The 19,810-nt window shown below is 64.6% G+C and carries 16 protein-coding genes; 6 read left to right on the top strand and 10 right to left on the bottom strand.

Annotated elements, in window-relative coordinates; genetic code table 11:
- Positions 1 to 68 precede the first annotated feature (68 nt).
- The 4 genes from dndE to dndB are packed head-to-tail and all read right to left on the bottom strand — an operon-like array spanning position 69 to position 5,076.
- Positions 69 to 446, bottom strand: a complete 378-nt coding sequence (dndE, locus tag ACIA8O_RS12055) for a DNA sulfur modification protein DndE (protein ID WP_396293543.1) — start codon at positions 444 to 446, stop codon at positions 69 to 71.
- The gene (gene dndD, locus ACIA8O_RS12050; RefSeq protein WP_396293542.1) at positions 436 to 2,415 is read right to left on the bottom strand and encodes a DNA sulfur modification protein DndD; all 1,980 of its coding nucleotides are present in this window, start codon (positions 2,413 to 2,415) and stop codon (positions 436 to 438) included. The genes dndE and dndD overlap by 11 nt, the downstream gene beginning before the upstream one ends.
- The gene (gene dndC, locus ACIA8O_RS12045; protein ID WP_396293541.1) at positions 2,402 to 3,949 is read right to left on the bottom strand and encodes a DNA phosphorothioation system sulfurtransferase DndC; all 1,548 of its coding nucleotides are present in this window, start codon (positions 3,947 to 3,949) and stop codon (positions 2,402 to 2,404) included. The genes dndD and dndC overlap by 14 nt, the downstream gene beginning before the upstream one ends.
- Positions 3,946 to 5,076, bottom strand: coding sequence for a DNA sulfur modification protein DndB (gene dndB, locus ACIA8O_RS12040; protein WP_396293540.1), 1,131 nt, complete (start codon positions 5,074 to 5,076; stop codon positions 3,946 to 3,948). The genes dndC and dndB overlap by 4 nt, the downstream gene beginning before the upstream one ends.
- 83 nt (positions 5,077 to 5,159) lie before the next feature.
- On the opposite strand from dndB, the gene dndA reads away from it, so the two are divergent.
- On the top strand, positions 5,160 to 6,299 hold the full coding sequence (gene dndA, locus ACIA8O_RS12035; protein ID WP_396293539.1) for a cysteine desulfurase DndA: 1,140 nt from the start codon (positions 5,160 to 5,162) through the stop codon (positions 6,297 to 6,299).
- On the opposite strand, the gene ACIA8O_RS12030 is transcribed toward dndA, so the two are convergent.
- From ACIA8O_RS12030 to ACIA8O_RS12020, 3 genes are all read right to left on the bottom strand, one after another.
- Positions 6,284 to 7,735 (bottom strand): DNA phosphorothioation-associated putative methyltransferase, encoded by a 1,452-nt coding sequence (locus ACIA8O_RS12030; RefSeq protein ID WP_396293538.1) that lies wholly within the window; start codon positions 7,733 to 7,735, stop codon positions 6,284 to 6,286. The two genes, dndA and ACIA8O_RS12030, sit on opposite strands and share 16 nt — an antisense overlap.
- A gap of 156 nt (positions 7,736 to 7,891) precedes the next feature.
- Positions 7,892 to 8,845, bottom strand: a complete 954-nt coding sequence (locus ACIA8O_RS12025; protein WP_396293537.1) for an HNH endonuclease — start codon at positions 8,843 to 8,845, stop codon at positions 7,892 to 7,894.
- Positions 8,845 to 10,545, bottom strand: a complete 1,701-nt coding sequence (locus tag ACIA8O_RS12020) for a hypothetical protein (RefSeq protein ID WP_396293536.1) — start codon at positions 10,543 to 10,545, stop codon at positions 8,845 to 8,847. Before ACIA8O_RS12020 ends, ACIA8O_RS12025 begins: the two co-directional genes overlap by 1 nt.
- A 593-nt stretch (positions 10,546 to 11,138) precedes the next feature.
- On the opposite strand from ACIA8O_RS12020, the gene metG reads away from it, so the two are divergent.
- The 4 genes from metG (at position 11,139) to ACIA8O_RS12000 (ending at position 15,621) form a co-directional block, all read left to right on the top strand.
- Positions 11,139 to 12,866: a methionine--tRNA ligase gene (gene metG / locus ACIA8O_RS12015; RefSeq protein WP_396293535.1), complete on the top strand. Its 1,728-nt coding sequence runs from the start codon at positions 11,139 to 11,141 to the stop codon at positions 12,864 to 12,866.
- Positions 12,867 to 12,889: 23 nt separating this feature from the next.
- Positions 12,890 to 13,438, top strand: a complete 549-nt coding sequence (locus tag ACIA8O_RS12010) for a histidine phosphatase family protein (protein ID WP_396293534.1) — start codon at positions 12,890 to 12,892, stop codon at positions 13,436 to 13,438.
- Positions 13,439 to 13,633: 195 nt separating this feature from the next.
- Positions 13,634 to 14,506, top strand: coding sequence for a hypothetical protein (locus tag ACIA8O_RS12005; protein ID WP_396293533.1), 873 nt, complete (start codon positions 13,634 to 13,636; stop codon positions 14,504 to 14,506).
- Entirely contained in the window at positions 14,503 to 15,621 is a 1,119-nt protein-coding gene (locus ACIA8O_RS12000; protein ID WP_396293532.1) for a glycosyltransferase family A protein, read from the top strand. The genes ACIA8O_RS12005 and ACIA8O_RS12000 overlap by 4 nt, the downstream gene beginning before the upstream one ends.
- A 35-nt stretch (positions 15,622 to 15,656) precedes the next feature.
- Here the strand turns inward: ACIA8O_RS12000 and ACIA8O_RS11995 are convergent, their stop codons facing one another.
- From ACIA8O_RS11995 to ACIA8O_RS11985, 3 genes are all read right to left on the bottom strand, one after another.
- Positions 15,657 to 17,225, bottom strand: a complete 1,569-nt coding sequence (locus ACIA8O_RS11995) for a pyridoxal-dependent decarboxylase (protein ID WP_396293531.1) — start codon at positions 17,223 to 17,225, stop codon at positions 15,657 to 15,659.
- Positions 17,226 to 17,399: 174 nt separating this feature from the next.
- A complete protein-coding gene (locus tag ACIA8O_RS11990) occupies positions 17,400 to 17,804 on the bottom strand; it encodes a hypothetical protein (RefSeq protein ID WP_396293530.1) in 405 nt (134 codons plus the stop codon).
- The gene (locus ACIA8O_RS11985; protein ID WP_396293608.1) at positions 17,801 to 18,163 is read right to left on the bottom strand and encodes an ATP-binding protein; all 363 of its coding nucleotides are present in this window, start codon (positions 18,161 to 18,163) and stop codon (positions 17,801 to 17,803) included. Before ACIA8O_RS11985 ends, ACIA8O_RS11990 begins: the two co-directional genes overlap by 4 nt.
- Before the next feature lie 285 nt (positions 18,164 to 18,448).
- Here ACIA8O_RS11985 and ACIA8O_RS11980 point away from each other — a divergent pair, with 285 nt between their 5' ends.
- On the top strand, positions 18,449 to 19,801 hold the full coding sequence (locus ACIA8O_RS11980; RefSeq protein WP_396293529.1) for a transcriptional regulator: 1,353 nt from the start codon (positions 18,449 to 18,451) through the stop codon (positions 19,799 to 19,801).
- The last annotated feature ends 9 nt before the right edge of the window (positions 19,802 to 19,810 follow it).

The raw sequence follows: 19,810 nt of genomic DNA, 5'->3' as shown, positions 1-19,810 counted from the left end.
GACTGCCCCCCGCCACGGCAACGATGACTCGGTGGGGCCGAGCGGTGCGCCCGACCCCACCTCAGGCTTCAGTTAGCGGCGAGGGCGACCAGCTCGTTGATGCTTCTCATGTCCCGCATCCCGTGGAGGTACCCCACTCCACGATGGAGGTGCACCAAAAGTGTGTTGGCAACGTTCTTATCGGTCGGTTCTTCGCCGTCGGACACACAGCGCTGCTGGATCAGCGCCAGATAGATGTCACCGTGTTCACCGGCGAAGGTCCGCCAGCTCATCTCCACATTCGAGTCCGTGACGATTTCTCGCACCAGCGGCGTGCTGGGATCCTTCAGAGAAACGGCGAGCGCCCAACGACACAGCACGTTCCAATGGGAGATTCCAGTGTGCCGTTTGATCCACACGAGCTGATCACGGGCTGTTTTCGACAGGCGAATGATCTCAAGCGACATGGACGGCTCCCGAGGTCCACCAGTATCCGGGCACGACAGCAGTGGTGAGCTCGGTGTCATCGTGGACCAGCATGTAGGTATGCGAGATCGAAGGCTTCAGGCGAGCCAGCAGGTGCTCGTCGATCTCCTCATCGGTGGAGAGCAACAGCACTTGGCGGCCGGCCTTGGGGAAGTAGCGGTCGACGAGATGCTGGCGGTGCTGACTGTCGAGCCGGCCCAGTGGAGTGTCGATGACGCTGGGGAGGCGGTTGCCTGCCACCTTCATCAGACCGGCCAAGAGTGAGATCGCGAGAAGCTGTCGCTCACCGGCGCTGAGGCGACCAAGGTTGAGCTGCTCACCCTCCTCGTCCCAAAGCTTCAAGGCGAAGCTCTCCGGATCAATGTGAAGATTCTTGACCAGACCTCGCTTGCGCATGAGCTCATCGAAGCTCTGCAGGACCGCTACTTCCAAGAGCCCAATGTGACGCTTGACAAGTGCGCCACTGAACTGCGCGAGAGTTCCTCTCGTACGCTCGGCATAGTCGAAGAGCCTCTTTGCAGCCTCCGCGTCCCACGTGGAATCGCCCGCTTCCTTACGGGCACGGGTTACAGCAGCTTCCAGTTGATCGCGTCGTCGCTTCAGGTCGTCGATGATTGCACTCGCGCGCTCATGGTCAGCTCTTGCCACAGCGACTCCGTCATGGAGTTCTCGTCGCTTGGCCATGATCGACTCGACACGAGTCTGGTCGGGGACGCTCGAGAGCTGCCGGTCGAGCGTGTCCAATTCGTCCCGCAAACCCGCAGACTCGTCTAGGAGCTCTCGTGACCGCTTCAGGTCGTGCGCAAGCGTTTGACGCAGAACCGCCAACTGGGCCACCGCGTCGTGCGGAAGGCGGAACCCATGCTCCCAGCTAGCGACGGAGGTGCGCTTCTTTCGGTCCGCCGTGAGCTTCCGCGACACGGACTGGCGAGTGGAGTCCGGGAGGCCATCAAGCAGACCAAGGAGCCACTTATCCCTGTCCGCCAGCACTTCCACGACCTGAATCGCCTTGAACGCCTCGCTCTCCTGCTCGGCCTGCTTGCTCAGCGTCTCCAGTTGGTCCTGCAGCAGAAGGAGAGGGAGCGAGGACGCTGCAGCGTTCACCAGAGCCGATGCAGAAGCCTCGACCTGTGACTTAACGCGCTCACGGTCCACCTCAAGGTCCTTCATACGCTCAAAGAGTCGCCCCCCTTCGCGCTCGAAATCACGCTCTGACTGCTCCAGTTCTCCTTGGAGACGGTCCAGAGTCGCCTTGAGCCTGCTGCGCTTCTGAACTTCCGCATCCACTGCTCCCACAGCCGCCTCATACTCAGCCTCGCGGGCTTCGAGCACGGCCATGAGTTCCTGATCCTTGGGCGTCATCTCCTGGCGACGCTGCAAGGCACCCAAGTCAGTACGCAGCTGCTCGACTGCATGAACCCCCATGAGCGATCGGACTGCAGTACGAATGACGGCACCGGCCTGCTCCGGGTCGGCGAGCGCCTCAATCTTCTCCCCATCAAAGAAGAACAGGGAAGAAAGGTCGAAGGGAAGAATTTCCTCTACATGCTCGAGCCATCCACCGGCGATAACCGGCTCGGCAACTCCGTTAATCTCAACCGTCAAGGCATCCTTGCCATCGGCACCCCAATTACGGATAACGGTGTAGAACCGCTCCTCGTCCTCTACCGCGATTGAGAACTCGATCGCGACTGACGCACCCTCCCCCGCCTCAACCTGCCTGTTGATGCTCTCACGCAAAAACATCTCGTAGTTGCGTCCGCCACGGGCACTGCAGTTGGCACGCCGGCCATACAGGGACAGCTGGATCGCATCGAGCAGCGTGGTCTTGCCGCAGCCGTTCAGGCCGCCAATCAGTACAATCGGTTGATTCTTCTTCGGAGTCAGTTCGAGTGAGTGACGACCTCGGTAGGCCCCGAAGTTCTCCAAAGTGATCTTATGCAGGAGCATCGGCGCTGGTCTCTTCGTCGAAGATGCTGGGCGTGGTGAACTTGCGCGTCCGAAGAGCCCTCTTTCGCTGCGCAAAGGCGAGGGCGTCCTCCCGGTCGGCGTAGTAGCCCTTCTTGATGGTCTCTTCCAACGCCTTGAAAAGGCCTGAACGGCGCGTCATGGTGCGGTACTTCCGCTCCACCCCAAGGAGGGCTCGGGTCGTCTCGAAATGCAGGGTATCGCCCTGGCAAATCTCTTCAAGGATCTTCATTTCATCGGCGCCCAGGACCAGCTGAGAATCCAGGGTGCGCCCGGGGAACTCATCTCCCGTGGTCTCACGGTAGATTCTTGGAACGGAGTCCTCTACCTCATGCTTCTCGAACACCCAGAGCCGACGGATCTCGTGCAGCTCGTCCATCGTGATCAGCTCGATGTCCCGCACGTTCTCAGGGGCGTGCTCGCGCACCCACGTCTGCGCTTCCAGGAGGTCCCGCAGCCACTCCTCCCGAGCCGACTGCTTGTACGGCCCGTGCACGACGTCCTCACCGTCCCCGAAGAGCATCACGCTGCCGTTCATGCGCCGGAAGTCGCGAATGGGCTTGTCGGGCAGCGGCTTGCCTGTCTCCTCGTCGAGCCCAAGGGGCGCGTCCAGCTTGTTCCGCAGAGTCAGGAGCGGAAGCATCCACTCCTTCTCGTCGTCGTTCTGGATCATGGCTGACATGGACTTGTCCTCTTCGACGAGGGTGCATGTCCAGCATCCGAATCGACTCGAACCGCAGGAAGGCGTGGTGTTGTCGACGACGAGCGGGCACTCGCCATCCGCCGAGGCTCCCTGATACATCGTCAGGAGGTCCTTGTTGTCGTACCCCCAGGGGTTCTCCTGCTGCATGAGGAAGGCCCACACGTCCTCGTTGGTCCACTCCTCCACGGGGCTGTAGACGAGGGAGTTCGGCAGGTTGCCGTTCGGCGAGAGGCGGTCGCGAACACGTCGCTCCTCATGCTTCGCCATGGCCCGGGCACGCGCCTGGCTTTCTGTCTTGCGGATGCCCAGCACAAGGATGGCCTCGCCATGCTCCTGCACGACGCTGCGGATGAACGCGTTGGACGGCCTGATCTTCAAGCGCTCGGTGCACCAGCGGAACTTCGGGCGCGGCGCAGGGTAGCCCCGACCGATCAGGGACACCCAGAAGCTGTCCTTGATCTCCGGCGTCAGACGGTGTGGCTGGATCGGAAGATCCTGATCCACAGCTGCCTGATGCATCTTCTCCAGGGAGTGCTTTACCCACATGGCGACCACAGGGTTTTCCACAAGCGTGTCGGTACTAATCACGTGAACCGGCTTCGTTCGCTGATCAGCCGGCAGTCCCTGCAGCGCGAGCCAGACAAGTTGGAGGACTGCTGTGGAGTCCTTGCCCCCGCTGTAGCCGACGACCCACGGCACCTGGTCCGCGGTGTAGAGCTCGCGGATCTCCTCAGCGAGTTCCCCCACGACCTCCGCAAGTTTGCGGCCTCCGAAGAGCGGGCGTCGCACCTGGATGAGTGGGAGGGTGGTCATTCGTCTCCTCGCATATACGCCTCCTCGACCCGCTGCTCCTCAACGCCGAGAGGAAGCTGCAGATGATGGCGCAGATAGTTCACGGTCAGCGTCACGTTCTGATGGTTCTTGGAGACCCGGCCCGCCACGATGGCTCTGCCGGCCCAGTCCTGGTTGCTGCGGGACCAATCCACCTGCTTGAGCGGCGCCAACCTCGGCGCCCACTCTGCCGGGTCCGTCGACTCCCGCAGGAGTGTGTTTCCGAGACGGCCAAGAGCATGCAGGGCGATGCCGTGACTGTGGATGAAGTCCCGCCGGATCTCCGGTGCGGACAGCTTGCGTTCGCGCGCCAGGCGCCACTCCGGGATGGCCGCGTCGACCGTCTCCCAGAAGGTCTGCGCCAGGGACACCGCCTGCTCCTGGCTTGCCAGCTCAATCCCTTGCAGCAGCGCCTGGGTAGCGAAGTACAGAGCGCTCAAGGTGAAGAGCCGGCGCGAGCTTGAAGAGAGGGTGCTCTTCTCCATCTCCACATGGCCGGTGAACACCGATGACCGCAGTACCAAGAGGCGGACAAGCGCCGAGTCCTCATCGCGGTGGTCATAGAGCACACCGATCGACCGCGGTGGCCTGACCGCATGTCTGTTGAGGTCCGCGAACATCTGCTGACAGCGCGAAAGTCCTGTGTCGTGAAAGAACACCACCGCGATGGTCTCGTCACCGAGGTCGGGGTTCTCTTTGAGGGCCAGTTCGATCGCGCCCCGGCGATGCTGGCCATCGTTGATCAGGAAGCGAGCGTCCATGGGGATGCGGATCTGGCCGGCGCGCATGCCAGGACCTTCGTCGTGGATGCTCTCGAAGATCATCTCGCCATCGACAGACGCAGTGAGGGCGCTGAAGACATAGTTGTCTGGGTTGTCCAGGATGTACTTCGCGAGAGCGGGGAGTCTTCCCTTGTTGAGCACACGCTGTGCTCTGACCTCGGCGGCGAGCTCCTCGTCGTCGAACAGGAAGATCTTGGGGATCAGCCGCAGTGGGCACATGGAGACGTAGAACTCCCGCCCCGCCTGTACCCCTCGGATGGCAGGGAAGACGTACTCGAAGCCCGCTGACGTCCTACTGCCTGTCTTGATAGCTGTACGCGTGCCCACCTACGCAAGGGTATCGTAGCCACGTCACCGATTTAACGTTTGAGACGTGTCCTACGCACCAAAGACTGCCTGGGGGTCTGCTGATGGCGACGTACCTGGATGTGGCAGCAACCGCCCCCGTCGACCCGCGTGTCGCGCAGGTAGTGCTCCACTGGATGACCGAGGAGTTCGGCAACGCCGGCAGCCGGACCCACGAGTACGGCACCCGCGCCAAGCGTGCCGTGGCGCAAGCCCGGGAGTACCTCGCAAGGACGGTAGCCGCCAAGCCAGAAGAGCTCGTCTTCACCAGCGGAGCAACAGAGTCCAACAACATCGCGATCCTCGGCCTTGCCCCGTTCGGGGAAAAAAGTGGCCGGCGTCACATCATCGCGTCGGCGATCGAGCACAAGGCCGTTCTCGAGCCTCTCGAGCACCTGGCGTCTCGCGGCTTCGAGGTCGAGTACATCAAGCCAGGCCCCAGTGGCAGGATCTCCCTCGAATCCGTCCTTGAGCGTCTGCGGCCGGACACCCTGCTCGTCTCACTCATGCACGTGAACAACGAGACTGGCGTTATCCAACCCGTCGCCGACCTGGCCCGCGAGCTCCAGAAGACACCTACCTACCTTCACGTCGATGCCGCCCAGGGCTACGCAAAAGTGATCGAGGACCTCAAGGCTCCCATCGACATGATCAGCATCAGCGGCCACAAGATTGGTGCACCGAAGGGCGTCGGGGCGCTCGTGCTGCGCCGCCGCGGCTGGAACAAGGTCCCTCTCGAGCCCATCATGTTCGGCGGCGGACAGGAGCGGAAGCTACGTCCAGGCACCCTTCCGGTGCCATTGATCGTGGGACTTGCCGAAGCCTCCCGGCTCTTCCACAGTGAGCACGCGCAGTGGAAGAAGGAGTCAGAGCGGATCCGGGAAGTCCTCCTCACGGCGCTCGCTCAGACTCGCTTCACCATCAACGGCGACCCCGCCCACACCGTTCCGCACATCCTGAACGTCTCCTTCGCCGATCTGGACGCTGAGGCACTCATCGTTGCCTTGCAGGACCAGGTCGCAGTGGCGACGGGTTCAGCCTGCACAAGCGCCTCATACACTCCAAGCCACGTCTTGACGGCAATGGGCCTTCGCGAGCACACGGCCAGGAACGGGCTGCGGCTGTCCTGGCTGCCCAGTCAGCTGAATGACCTCGACGTTGATGCTGTTGTGGCCGAGGTGCTCAAGCTTCAACCGGAAGCCTGATCTGGTCGCCGCTTGACCAGGCGATGTCCTTTCAGGTGCCGACCACAGCGGGCGAGCTCCGCCTCCCATCCGCCTTCCGTTCCGATCAGGTGCGGCCTGGCGTATAGGCCAGCCCTAACCTCAAAGTCCGTCAGACGCCTGTAACGTGCGGCATCCGGATCATCTGGGGCAAGGAATTCATGCTTGCGATGCACTAGAGGGCGGTTTGTCGACCCCTCATATGATCGATGAGAAGTCTCGAGCGACCGGAGGTCGACCTGGTATTCACTGCGGATCCGCGGATGCGGATCCGAGTCGAATTCGGGGTAGTGCAGCCAGCTCGCTGCTCGCCCATCGTGCTTGAGCTTAACGATTGTCCACTCTGCGGGGCGCCCCGCTGCGATCGAAGCGCAATGCTCGTAAAGCCGAAGGACAGCCGGCATCGCGCCCAGGGCACGCTGATGGACGTACAGCGCCGTCGGCGTTAGCTTGCCCACCCTAGAGGCCGACATGGCGCCTCGGACGTATGAGTCATCGCGCAGCTTGAGCAGAAGGCGGTCGGCTCGCTGGCATGCCTCCGCATAGGAGGAAAAGAAGGCCCGGATATCCAGCTGGACAGATAGCGGAAGACTCGTGAATCGCCCTCTGCCGTTGAACAGTTCGAGTGCCAGGAACAGCAGGGTATCCAGGGTGGACCTGCGTGCCGCAGCGTCGACTAGCTCCTGGCGAGCCGTTTCACGGAGGAGCCTCCGCACAGCGGCTGGCTTAAGCTGGGCGACAACTTCTGCGACCAGCCTTGGCACCTCCTCCAACCGTGGTGCCCGGCCCCGGTGTTCGACGTACTCCACCAAAGCCTTGACGGCACCGCCAGCCTCATCGGAAACTATCCAGCTCAACTGGGGAGAGATGCGCTGTGCGAGGTAGCCGAGCCGGGCTGCTTCGTCCCTGAACGCGTAGATGATCCCAGGCGCAGCCACCACACAGTGCGAGCCGGTGACATCCTCAACAAGATACCGGAGCTCATGTGTGGCGAACAGGTGTTGAAAGGTGCCACGACTTGTCAGAACTCCATCAGCAGCCTGATCGCCGTGCACTTTGGAGCGTTCCCATGTAAGGCGTGCCGACACAACCAACACGGCTTTTGTCAACGCCCACGCCGCTCGGAGCGTGTCACGCCTCTCTGCCGGGTTTTCGATCACATTGAGAACATAAGTCATGAGGATAACGTCAGCCGGACGCTTCTGAGCGTGTGGCTGGAAGTGCGGGTCCCACCCGGTGATTTGACGGTCCAACCGCTTCAGAGCCCGTACATCGTCGCCACGGCCGCACCCAAAATCCAGAATCGTGTGATCTGGGTGCAGTTGGCCGTCTGCAAGAGCCTGGCGGGCCGGCACCGAAAGCCCTGATCGCCCGATAGCCGTTCGATGCCGCTCGCTCGCCCATCTCGAATCTTCCACAACCCCTCCCCAGGTTGTGCTATGCCCTGCAGAATTCTCGAACCTCGGCGCTGCACATTTTAGGAGCCGCCACGCCCGAACTAGTCGGCCTCCACCACGAGGCACGGCCCCCCGATCAAGATTAAGCAAGAGATCCGGAGCCAAAAATAGAAAATGCTATTTGACGAGAGCGTCTGCCAAGCGCTGAGGCCCGATCCAGCGGGCCACGGCCCACGGATCGTGCTGCTGACAGTAGACGCCCACGTTAACTGGTGTCATGGCACCCTTTGGGTTTCTCGGAGCAGCAAAGAGCTCAGCATCCTCGATGCGGACTGGGCAGCCATCGGGAGACTCGCAGCGCCGGCGCGTGGCCACCGTGCGCAGTACCCACAGTGCCTGAGGCTGCGTGACAGCACCCAACTCGGGAAGCGTCACTATCCCTGAAGCCCACGGAATCGCATCGTAGATGTTGGTATATCTGTTCTTCACTGAATTGCACCAGCCGCAGGCGAGCCGCAGGTTGAAGGTTTCCGTCTTGCCACCCTGAGCAACCGGAGTAACGTGATCAACCTCGATGCAGGCGTGGGCGGGCCGCGTACGGGGCCGAGTGAAATCGACCAAGCTCGGCACGATTGGCAGATCCCCAGACTCGCCCAGGAACTTGCCCCGAGCCTCTGATCCGAATTCATATCCGCATAGGTAGCAGCGCGGATCCGGCTGCGCCTGTGCCCACAGTTCGTCGCGCATGGCGACGGTTATCGTCAGGCGTTTACGGTCGCGCCGAGCCTGCACGAGCTGCCACGCAAAATCCGTCAGGATTCTGGCATACTTGTCGCGCTCATCTTTCGGAGAATGGGGGCTGGCCTGGTTGAAGTGCGCTAGGACCTGTGCATGCACGTGAGCAATATTGAGATTGCTGTCCAACTGGAACGGAGCCAGGTCCACGAGACTCTCGATGAACCAACGCCCCCATACTGTAGACAGATCTCCCCGCAGCAACCAGCCGTGCTGCCCAGAAACCTCTTCTGGAACAGTGCGGTCCGAAAGCGCCTTGAGGCGCTCATCTGACCAGTTACTCGCAAGCGCTTTCTGGATCTCAGCGATGAAACCCGCGACATGCTGAGGCTGCATCACACCCCACTGACGGGGTTGTACAGACTTTCCTTCGGAAGTGACTCCGGGTTCTTACGATAGTCAACCCAGAGCTTGGCCCAGCGGTTTCGAACCGCCGGAACATCCTTCTTGGAAACGTTCCAGTTCCTGTTAAAGTAGGCAGGACTTACGTCTTCGAGCCACGATTCCATCGTGGCATCCACATCGCCGACACTACTCAGCGTCTTCTTCTGGGATCGCAAATACTCGAAATAGTCAGCCGCCAGAATCGTCAAACTCACCTTATTGAAAAGATTTCGCTGAGAATTACCCCAGGCATTGGAGGCTTCCATGTCGGAGGAGCCAAACTTGTCCCTAATGTTCGAGTAAAAGCGAACAAATACGTCGCGCCACGGGCCATCCGCACGAGCCCACTCAGCAAGCCGCTCATCCTGCGTTTCGAATTGCGACACAAAAGCACTGTCTTCAAGATGATGCTTCGCCCAAACTCGAGCCCAGTCATTCTTTTCGCCATAGAGCTTTCCGCCAGAAAACTTCCGGAAGATATTGACGAGGCTCGTGAGGACAGACCACTGAAGGGAGGTATTCTGATCGCCGGAAATACCCGTCTGCACGAGATTTTTAAAGGGGCTGTCGTCCGAACGCGTCAGATAGGCGATAGCCTGAGAATCTTCAAGCTTGATGTCGGCATTCTTGAGTCGCTGTGCGACCGGTTCCAACTCCTCCTTACTGAGGCTGGTCGACACGATCGTGCCAAGGAGTGCCTTATTCAGCGGGGTGGCCTTCTGATTCACCACTACAAACTGGAAAACGTGCTCGCTCGGACTATCGTCCATGAGCATTGACACCGGAAGCTGTCGAACATGCTCAGCAACGAAGGATGAACTCGCCTCGCCCGGATCCATGCCCAATTCCGCCGACTTAAGAAGGTATTCCTTCCCCTCGTCGGTCTCTGTCAGCATTTCAGCGGCGAGTACCGCACCCTTGAGCCGATGCTGTCCATCTACAAGCATAACCGGCTTCAGGTAGCTGATCATGGCGGTTCGATCAAAGCCGAGGACACGCTCGGGATTGGCGCTCTCATCAAGGGCTTCGAGTACCTTGATTCGGCCCCTGAGCTCAGTGTAGAAGTCGGTGATGTGAGTCTCGTCCGTCAGCAGAACGCTAGCAGCATCGGAATCGTCAACGCCTGCGGCGTTAGCCTCATCAACATCTTCGTCTTCGTCTACCTCGCCAGAATCATCCAGGCCATGCTCAAGGCGCCCCCGCTCCATTATTGACGCCATACGGATCTGATCGAGAGGCATCTCTGCGAGACTTGGAACGCGCAGTTCCAGCCGCTGCACAACCTGCTTCATGAGGTCCAGCAGTGAATCATCGCTAAAGTCGCGGCTCGTGATTCGTAGCGTCCCGAACTGCGGGTGTCCATCTTCCGGGATGAATTCGACCAAATCCAGGCCTTGAGGCGCCGCGAGAAGCGGATTCTGCACAACATTGCGCTCGTCATGATAGAAGCTGGAGAGCTCGCGGATCCGGGTCTTGCTCTCCTGCCGCTGGAACCCAATGGTCTGCTCGTCCTGGAGCCGGCTGCGCTGGGGAACTCCCACCCAGTCAGAGATCTCGGTCGCCCGCGCAGCAAAGAGCACCAGGGGCTTCCCCGACGGCGTCTGCTGCGTCTGGTACGCCGGGTACACGTAGGTGGTGATCTTGGCGTTCACGCGGGGCCCTCCAGCGGATCGTGATCGTGCGCGCCCACAAAGTTACAGTGCTCTGACTGCGGTTGGGGGCCGTTCGCGATCCAAGTCGTCCTTGATCGAGCACACAGCGGAAGCTGGCTCACCAGCCACTCAGCGGCAGTGAGCTCGCCATGACCGGCGATCGCCGCTCGCCGCTGATCTTGGCGTTGCAGGCGACGGCGGCAGCGGCTGCTGGGTGGCACTCTGACTTGGCGTAGGCAACCTCAACGCGCCCCGAAGGATCGAGTCGCTCAGCGGATGGCGTGCAGGCGCTAGGCTCTTCAGGGCCGTGGGTCGTTCACCGCGGCACTGTCGCCGCTCGGGGCTCGCTTGGCCGCCTGTCCCGAGCGGCTGACTTGCCTACGTCGCTGCCTTGTAGAAGCTGGGCCACGGTAGAAACCGCACAGGCACGTGGGTAGGTGTCGGTAGGATGGGCTGGCCCACAGTAGACCTTCGCTCTGTGTGGCAGCCCGAGGTCTGAATCTTCATGTTGGTACCTCGTTGCGGCCCCCAGACTGCGCCTGTCACGGCACTCCCAACTGGGGTGCGTGCAGGAGAAATTGGAGCATCCGAGGATGGCTCGGCACCTGATCACCAGCGCCCTTCCGTACATCAACGGGATCAAGCACCTGGGCAACATGGTCGGGTCGATGCTCCCGGCGGATGTGTACTCCCGCTACCTGCGTCAGCGCGGTCACGAGGTCCTCTACATCTGCGCCACCGACGAGCACGGCACCCCCGCCGAGCTCGCCGCCAAGGAGGCCGGCCTGCCGGTCGCCGACTTCTGCGCACAGGCGCACGACCAGCAGAAGGCCGTCTACGACGGCTTCCAGCTGTCCTTCGACTTCTTCGGCCGCAGCTCCTCCCCGCAGAACCGGGAGATCACCCAGGAGATCGCCCGCGAGCTGCACGCCAACGGCTTCATCGAGGAGCGGTCGATCCGCCAGGTGTACTCGGTCGCCGACGAGCGCTTCCTGCCCGACCGCTACATCGTCGGCACCTGCCCACACTGCGGCTACGACAAGGCCCGCGGCGACCAGTGCGAGAACTGCACCCGTGTCCTCGACCCCACCGACCTGCTGGAGCCCCGCTCCGCGATCAGTGGCAGCTCGGACCTGGAGGTCCGCGAGACCAAGCACCTCTTCCTCCTCCAGTCGAAGCTGACGGAGCAGGTCGAGGAGTGGATCGCCGCCAACGGCGACAGCTGGCCGGTGCTCGCCTCCTCCATCGCCCGCAAGTGGCTGACCGAGGGCCTGCAGGACCGCGCGATCACCCGCGACCTGGAGTGGGGCGTCCCCGTCCCCGCCGACGTGTGGCCCGAACTGGCCGCCGAGGGCAAGGTGTTCTACGTCTGGTTCGACGCCCCGATCGAGTACATCGGCGCGACGAAGGAGTGGGCGGACGCCGCCCCGGCCGGCGAGACCCGGGACTGGAAGTCCTGGTGGTACGAGGCCGACGACACCGTCCGCTACACGGAGTTCATGGCCAAGGACAACGTCCCGTTCCACACGGTGATGTTCCCCGCCACCATCCTCGGCTCGCGCCAGCCGTGGAAGAAGGTCGACTACGTCAAGGCCTTCAACTGGCTTACCTACTACGGGGGTAAGTTCTCCACCAGCCAGAAGCTGGGCATCTTCACCGACGTCGCCCTGGAGCTGCTGCCCGCCGACTACTGGCGCTACTTCCTGATGGCGCACGCCCCCGAGTCCGACGACTCCAGCTTCACCTGGGACCTGTTCGCCTCCGTCGTCAACAAGGACCTCGCCGACACCCTCGGCAACTTCGTCAACCGCGTGCTCTCCTTCAGCCGCAAGCGCTTCGGCGACGACGTCCCCGCCGGCCACGAAGCGGGCGAGGCCGAGCAACGCCTCGGCGCCCAGATCGCCGAACTGCTCGCGGACTACGAGAGCAACCTCGACGCCCTCAACTTCCGCAAGGCAGCGCAGAGTCTGCGCGCGCTCTGGAGCGCGGGCAACGCCTACCTCGACGAGAAGGCGCCCTGGCTCCAGGTCAAGACCGACCCCGAGGCCGCCGCGCTGACCCTGCGCACGGCGATGAACCTGATCTACCTCTACTCGGTCGTCTCGGAGCCGTTCATCCCGGCCAGCAGCAAGGCCGTCCGCCAGTCGTTCGCGCTCGCCCAAGACGCTCCGGCTCGCACGCAGGCGTGGGTGAGCGCGCAGGAAGCCCAGGTGCTGGACTTCGTGCCCGCGGGGACGGGCTTCACCGTGCCGCCGGTTCTCTTCGCCAAGATCACCGATGAGGACCTGGAGACCTGGCGCACGCGGTTCGGCGGCGAGTAAGCGCACGAGGGGGAGTTGCAGAGATGGGTGGGGGCGGCGGCGCGACAGCCTTCCTGGTTCGCCATGGGGAGGCCGACTACGACAGGCTCGCGCCGCACGCCCCTGTCTACGAGGGGGCGCGGCGCGACTTCGCCCCGCTGACGGCCCGTGGAGTCACCCAGGCGCTGGCCACGGCAGCGGAGTTGAGCGGTACCCAGCCGGCGCTGGTGGTCGCCTCGCCGTACACACGCACGCTGCAGACTGGTGCACTGCTGGCCGCCGCCTTCGGGTGTGAGCTGCGGGTCGATCCCGCGCTGCACGACTGGCTGCCGGTCCGCGACGGCCGGACTCCGGTGACGGCCGACGCTGTGCGGCGCGCGATCGGCGAGTACGAGCTGTGGCGCTCCTCGGGCGTGCTGCCGACGGACCGGCAGTGGGAAACGGACGCTGAGATGGCCGCGCGCCTCAAGGCGGTGGTGGCGTGCCACTCGGCAGCGGGGCCGCTCGTGGTCGTGAGTCACGAGGCCGTGATCAAGGCGGCTGCTGGGGCCGAGGACGTCGGCTTGGCGTCAATTCACCCACTGCACATGTAACCCACCCGTCTGGGTGGTCATTTACTGCGTCTCGTGTGACGCGCGTTGTTGCTGTGCTGCTGCGGTGGGGTCTCTGCGCCCTCAGCAGGGACAGATCAGGCCAAAGCGGGATGAACCACCGCCAAGGCGGCCCTGCGCGTGGGAGGGTTACTGCTCCCTGGGAAGTCCGACAGCACGTCGAGACGGAGCATCCGCATGAGCGATCCCGCGCTACCCCGGCAGCTCCCACCCGCACAGGCCGAACTCCTCACCGAGCTTGCCGACTTGCTTCAGACTCACGAGCTGGTCGTCTACGGCGGCGCCGCCTTGGACCTGCTCGCCGACCCGCACCGTGCCGGCCACGACGTCGATGTGGCGATCGTCGGGCTCGCCCAGGCCTGGCGGTGCCGGTCCCGGCTCCTCGTCCACCCCGAGGTCAGCGAGCTCTCCGCGCCGCGCGAGTACTGGATCCGGCTCGACCAGCCGGTCGTGATGTTCGACGTGGAGTGGCGGGGTCGTGTGCTCGACCTCAACTTCGTGGAGACGCTCGACGGCATCGGCCACTTCGACGTGGAGTGCGTGCGCTGGCACCACCCCTCGGCCACCTACGTCGACCCGCACGGTGTCCTTACCTCCCTGCCGGTGCGGGACGCCGGGCTGGTGAGCGAGATCGAGAGCGAGAACCCGCTGCTCCTGCTCAACCGGGCGGTGAGGCTCGCTGCCAAGTACGGCATCGACCTCGAAGGAACGGGCCGACTGGCCGCGGCCCTCCCCGCCCTCGTCACCGCAGCTGGGCGGTGGGCCAGTTCGGACGACTTCCACGGCCGCCAGGCCGAGCACGCCCACACCCGGGCTCTGGCCGGCGCCGTCCAGCGAGCCGCCGACCCTGAGCAGTTCCTGGCCCAATGCCTTCGCACCGGGGTGGTCGACTGCCGGTACCCGGCCCTCGCCGACGTTCTCCGGCGCGACGAAGGAGCTCTCGGCCGGCTGGCCAGCACCCTTTCGTATGACGAGTTCTGGAGCGCGGCCGAAGCCCTGGGCCAGTGCCAATCACTGCACGACGCCAACCACCTTGGAGGTACCTGGTGAGCCGGTACGGCTTCGTCATCCCCACGCTCAACGAGGCCGAGTACATCGGCCGCACGATCGAGAGCATCGCCAACCAGCAGGACGAGCACGGCCGACCCATCCCGCGGGACGAGTACGAGATCGTCATAGCCGACGCACCGGGCGACGACGGCACGGCCGAGGTCGTGGCCGCCACCGCAGCGAAGTTCCCCGGCCTGCGGTGCACGGTGGTCACCGAGACGACCCGCTCGATGGTCATCCAGCGCAACACCGGGATCGACTACCTCCTCGACCGGCCAACTCCCGTTCCGTACATCGTCAGTGGCGACGCGGACACGCTGTTTCCGCCCACCTGGCTGGCCACTGTCGAGAAGGAGACCAGGCAGGGGACGACCGTGGTCTCCACGGCCGGATTCTTCGAGGCGGACTTCTGGCGCCGCTGCCCGGCCCTGACCCGGCGCTACATCGAGCACGTCGGGACCATCTTCTTCCCGCAGAGCATCGTCGACAGCTACGTCCGCGCCGACGACCGACCGCTGTTCACCGAGCAGGTGTTCCGCGACTTCGGCCGTCCCGTCTCCGACTGCGCCTTCGTGATGGAGTCCCAGACCTACCAGCGCCTCGGCGGCTTCCACCCCGAGTACTACGACGAGGCAGGCACCCACGAAATCCCTGCAGTGGGCTGGCCGTTCATGTTCCGGGCCGAGTTCGACAGCATCGACATCGCGTACGTCAAGGCCCCGGCCTACGAGACGAGCGCCCGCCGCATGCTCCACGAGCCGGAAGCCCTGTTCAGCGGCAGCTGCTACACGGGGGAGATCGAGAACTACCGTTCCGAGAACGGCGACCAGCACGCCGTGCTCGACCACTTCGCCGACCGGCTCGACATGGCACCGCTGCGCCGGTACGTCGTGAAGAACTACCTGCTCCAGCAGTGCATCACCAGGCCCGAGCGCGTGACCCGCAACGCAGCCTACTTCGGCGACATCACCACCGACCTCTCCGAGCTGGTCACAGACTGGCGGGCGGACCACAGGCCAGCCGTGACCCGCGAAGTGTTCGCCTTCGCCGACGAGCTGACGGACCGCTTCCTCACCCCGGTCCTGGAACGCGCCGCCGAGCGGGCCCTCGGCTGAGGGCCCGCTCGGCGGGACGGCCGTGGCCGTGTGGATCACTTGTGCCACACGGTCCGGTCGAAGGCGGCCTTGCGCTCGGCGAGCAGGTCGACGGCGGCCTTCATGTGCTCGCGGCCGATCAACGGGCTGGTGGGGTAGAACTTCAGGCCGGAGATCGGGACTCCGCCGGCGGTGGTGACGTAGCGGCTGCTGAACGAGTAGACGACGCCACCCGCGTTGTGGTCCATCCGGGTCTCCTGGTCCCACTCGAAAAAGGCCCGCAGGTAGCGGTTGCCGTCCTGCACGAGGGAGGCCGCCTGCGCCGACGAGTTGAGGATCTCGTGCCGCCAGTCGGCCACGGGCCGGTCGGGCCGGTGGAGGCGGACCATCGTCTGGTAGCCGAGCGCGTGCGGGTTGAGCACCGTCATGCCGTCCTGCTGAGCGACGGCGGTGCGGAAGAAGAAGGCGGCGTCGACCAGGCGGGCCAGGATCGTCCCGTAGCCTTGGTGGCCGAGGCTGTGCAGGCTCGCGAGTGCGGCGATGGCCTTGCCGCCAGCGCGGGAGGTCTCCAAGGTGTAGTCGACGGGCGAGAAGACGCTGAAGTCCTGGGCGAGCTGGTGGAGTTCGCTGCCCGCTGTGCCGCCCCTCCGGAGCACAGCGCAGTCGCTGCGGTCGTTGAACTGCACGAAGCTGCAGTCGATGGGGCAGGCACCGACGCCCTTGTGGAAGTCGACGCCCCAGGAGTCCGCGTAGCGGAGGGCCTGGATGCGCCGCTGCTGTTCGCGCAGAGCGGCTACGGCGGGCGAGCCGGGCTCCAGGTCGTCGAGGGCTTCGTCGGTGAGCATCAGCCAGGCCCAGCCGACCACGGAGTCCACGTGCAGGTGTGGGCGGTACGGCAGACCGTAGTCCGAGACCAGGCGGTCCTGCAGGTCGGCCATCGCGGCGATGTCGTCGATGGCGTGGTCGTAGGTGGTGCCGCCGTTGATGATGATGGTCGCGATCTGGTGTCCGGCGTCAAGTTCGGCCCTCAGCAGGGTCTCGACGCCCTGCATCCTCGTGCGGCGGTCATCGCCGGCGGGCAGGACGACGAGCTGCTCGGCACCCAGGCCGAGCCAGTCCGCCGCGGTGGCGTGCGAGAAGTGGGCGTCCTCGGTGATGACGACACGAGCGCTGCTCGGCACGCCGGTGCGGGCCGAGTCCGGAAACGCCTTCCGTAAGCCGGACTTGATGCCGTAGGCCATCGTGCCGGTGCCCCCGAACGTGAACAGCCCGTACGCCCGCTGCGGGTCCACGTTCGTGAGCTCCGCGAGGATGCTGCTGACGGCGGACTCGGCCGCGACGGCGTTGCCGGCGAGGCCGTCGTTGATCAGGTAGACGTTCACGTCGAGCGAGACCGCGTACATCGCTGCGGCCACCACGTTGACGGCCGCGCCGAGGTTGTACTGGAGTTCCGGGCAGCGCCAGTTGACCGCTCCGGCGAGGAAGTCGCCGGTCATGTCCTCGATCAGCTGGTGCTGGTCGGCGGCCCCGGCCTCGGGGAGCCGGCCGTACCGCTTCAGGAGGTCGAGGTGGGTCTGCTGGGGGCCGCGCGGGCTCGGCACTCGGGGCAGGTTGGCCTCGGGCATCAGGCGGTCGAGTGTGCCGAATGCCCTGCCGCAGAGTTCGACGAACGGGCTGTCGCGGTAGCGGGCGGGGAACAACGAGCGGGGATCACGAGAACGGCGCTGGACGTGCATCGGCCATGACTCCTGTCGTGAAGGGGCTGATCGTTCCGGAAAGGGGTGGTGCCTGGTGGTCGTTCATTCCGCCCTGTCGCGGGCCATGGCCCAGGTGCGGCGTCCGTGGAGCAGGAGGGCTGGGCAGGAGGACGAGCGCCTGCTGAGCAGTGGCAGCAGGGTGACGCGGTGGGCGGACAGCACCGTGTGAACTCCGGGTCCGCACAATTCCAGTTCATAGCCCTGGCCGGCATCGAGCGCCTTGGTCAACGTGGGGAGGACTGCGCGGTCCTCAAGCCAGACCGTGAGTTCCACGGCCACGCTGCGGATCACTGCCTGGCTGAGCCCGATGGCGGCCCGCCGTAGGCGTTGGTGCGCGACGCCCGTGTCGAGGAGTACCTCCTGCTCGAGGAGTTCGGACCGCGTACCGCTGCAGGGCCCGAGCACACGGCGATAGACCACGCCGGGGCGCATGGTTGCCGGTGTCACGGGTTGCGCTCCTCCCCGTCGGGGTTCGTGATCTCCGGGCTGAGGTGGAACCAGACCTGTTTGCCGATCCCACGCGGCTCGACTGCAAGCTCGTCCGTCATCACTGTGAGGAGGAACAGCCCCCGTCCGTCTGCGCGGTTATCCGTCGGTTCCCGGACTACCGGCAGCGTGTCGGCGAGGTCGGTTACCCCGACGAAGAGGCCGGTTGCCGTCTCCGACAGCACCAGCTCACACGCGCCGCGGGCGTGCTTGTAGACGTTGGTGAGCAACTCCGTGACGCCCAGTTCGGCGACGAAGCTCAACTCGGTTTTCTGCCAGAGCCGCAGGTGCGCCCGGACGATCTCGCGCATGGGCTCCATGTGCTCCGGTCGGATGTCGGGGAGCATAAGCCGGTAGCGGCCTCCGCCCTTCGGAGGGACGCTCCGGAACGTACAGATCGGCTCCCCACGAGCGGTGCAGCGTGCCGGAGAGCCGAGTGACGACATCTCAGTTGCGGTGCTCTCGGCTCTCATGGCGGAGTACTCCTCAAGCAGTGCAGGTCACTTCGGGCAACCAGGTAACCGCCGATGCGCAGTCAGGAGTACTGTCGGTGGGGGTGTCGAAGAGTGTCACTTCCGCTACCGATCGTGCTGGGGGCCACGGCAATGAAGTCGGCGAACACCAAACTCGAGCGGATGCTGGAGCAGTCCGGCCTGAGCCGGGGCGAGCTGAGCAGGCGAGTTCGTGCGAAGGCGAAGGAGTGGGGCCAGCCCCACATCGCGCCGGACACGACGAGCGTCCGCCGCTGGCTGGGCGGCGAGATTCCGCGCCAGCCCGTGCCGGACATCCTGGCCGACGTGTTCTCCGCCGAGTTCGGCTACCGGGTAACCACCTACGATCTCGGGCTCTCTGACGCTCCGTCCGCCGACCGCTCCCTGGTGTACAACTCCTCCTACACGGCTACCGTTGAGGCCGTCACCAACCTGGGGAGAGCTGACGTGGACCGTCGCAAGTTCCTGGCCATAGCCCCGTTCGCCGCTGTCGCCGGCGTCGGGCCCTCGCGTGACTGGCTGTTGAACACCCTGGAGCAGGCCCCGGTGGCCAGACCTCAGGTACGGCTGGAGGACGTCACGGCGGTCCGGAACATGTTCGGCGCCTTCCAGCAGATGGACATCTTCCAGGGCGGCGGCTCGGGCCGGCTGGCGCTCGCCGAGTACATGAACGCCCACGTGTACCCGCTCCTGCGGCGTACCTACACCGAGACGGTCCGCCGCGCGCTGTGCGAGGCCGCAGCCGAACAGACCTACCTTCTCGGCTGGATGGCCTACGACAACGGCGAACACGGCACCGCACAGCGCTACTTGATCCAGTCGCTCCGCCTTGCCGAGGAATCGCGCAACCCCGCGCTCGGCGCTCACGTACTGGCCGGGATGGCCGACCAGGCCACCCTCCTCGGCCACCCGGAGGAGGGACGTCGGCTTGCCCAGGCCGGCCGAGCCGGACTGACCGGGGTGTCCTCCCCTGCCTGCCTCGCCGACCTGTGGGCGCTGGAGGCCCGGGCCCTCGCCAAGCTCGGCGACAAGGCGGCTGCGGCCCAGGCCATCAACCGGTCGGAGGCCGCCTTCGAGCAGGTGCTGCCGGAGCAGGAGCCGGAGTGGGCGAAGTTCATCGACGCCGCCTACCTCCACGGCGAACACGCCAACACCTTCCGGGACCTCGACCAGCCCGACCACGTGGCCGAGCACGCCCGCCTCTCCATCGACCACGCCCGGCAGCAGAAGCGGGCCCGCCGCGGTGCGATGTCGCAGGCAGCCCTGGCGGTCTCGCACCTTCAGCGCAGCGACCTCGAAGCCGCCCACGCCGCCGGCGTCCGCACGCTCTCCCTCGCCAGGCAGGTGCAGTCCTCCCGCTGCGTCGAAGCTGTCCAGGACCTCCAGCGCCGCATGGAACCGTTCGGCCGCCACCGCCTCGTCGTCGACTTCGCAGAGCGGGCGCGGGAGCTCACTGCCGCTGCTTGAGCGGCGGCA

It is taken from the genome of Kitasatospora sp. NPDC051853 (assembly GCF_044452665.1).
Classification (GTDB): Bacteria; Actinomycetota; Actinomycetes; order Streptomycetales; family Streptomycetaceae; genus Kitasatospora.
The sequence above is the reverse complement of the archived record's forward strand: the minus strand, read 5'-3'. Positions and strand labels throughout refer to the sequence as shown.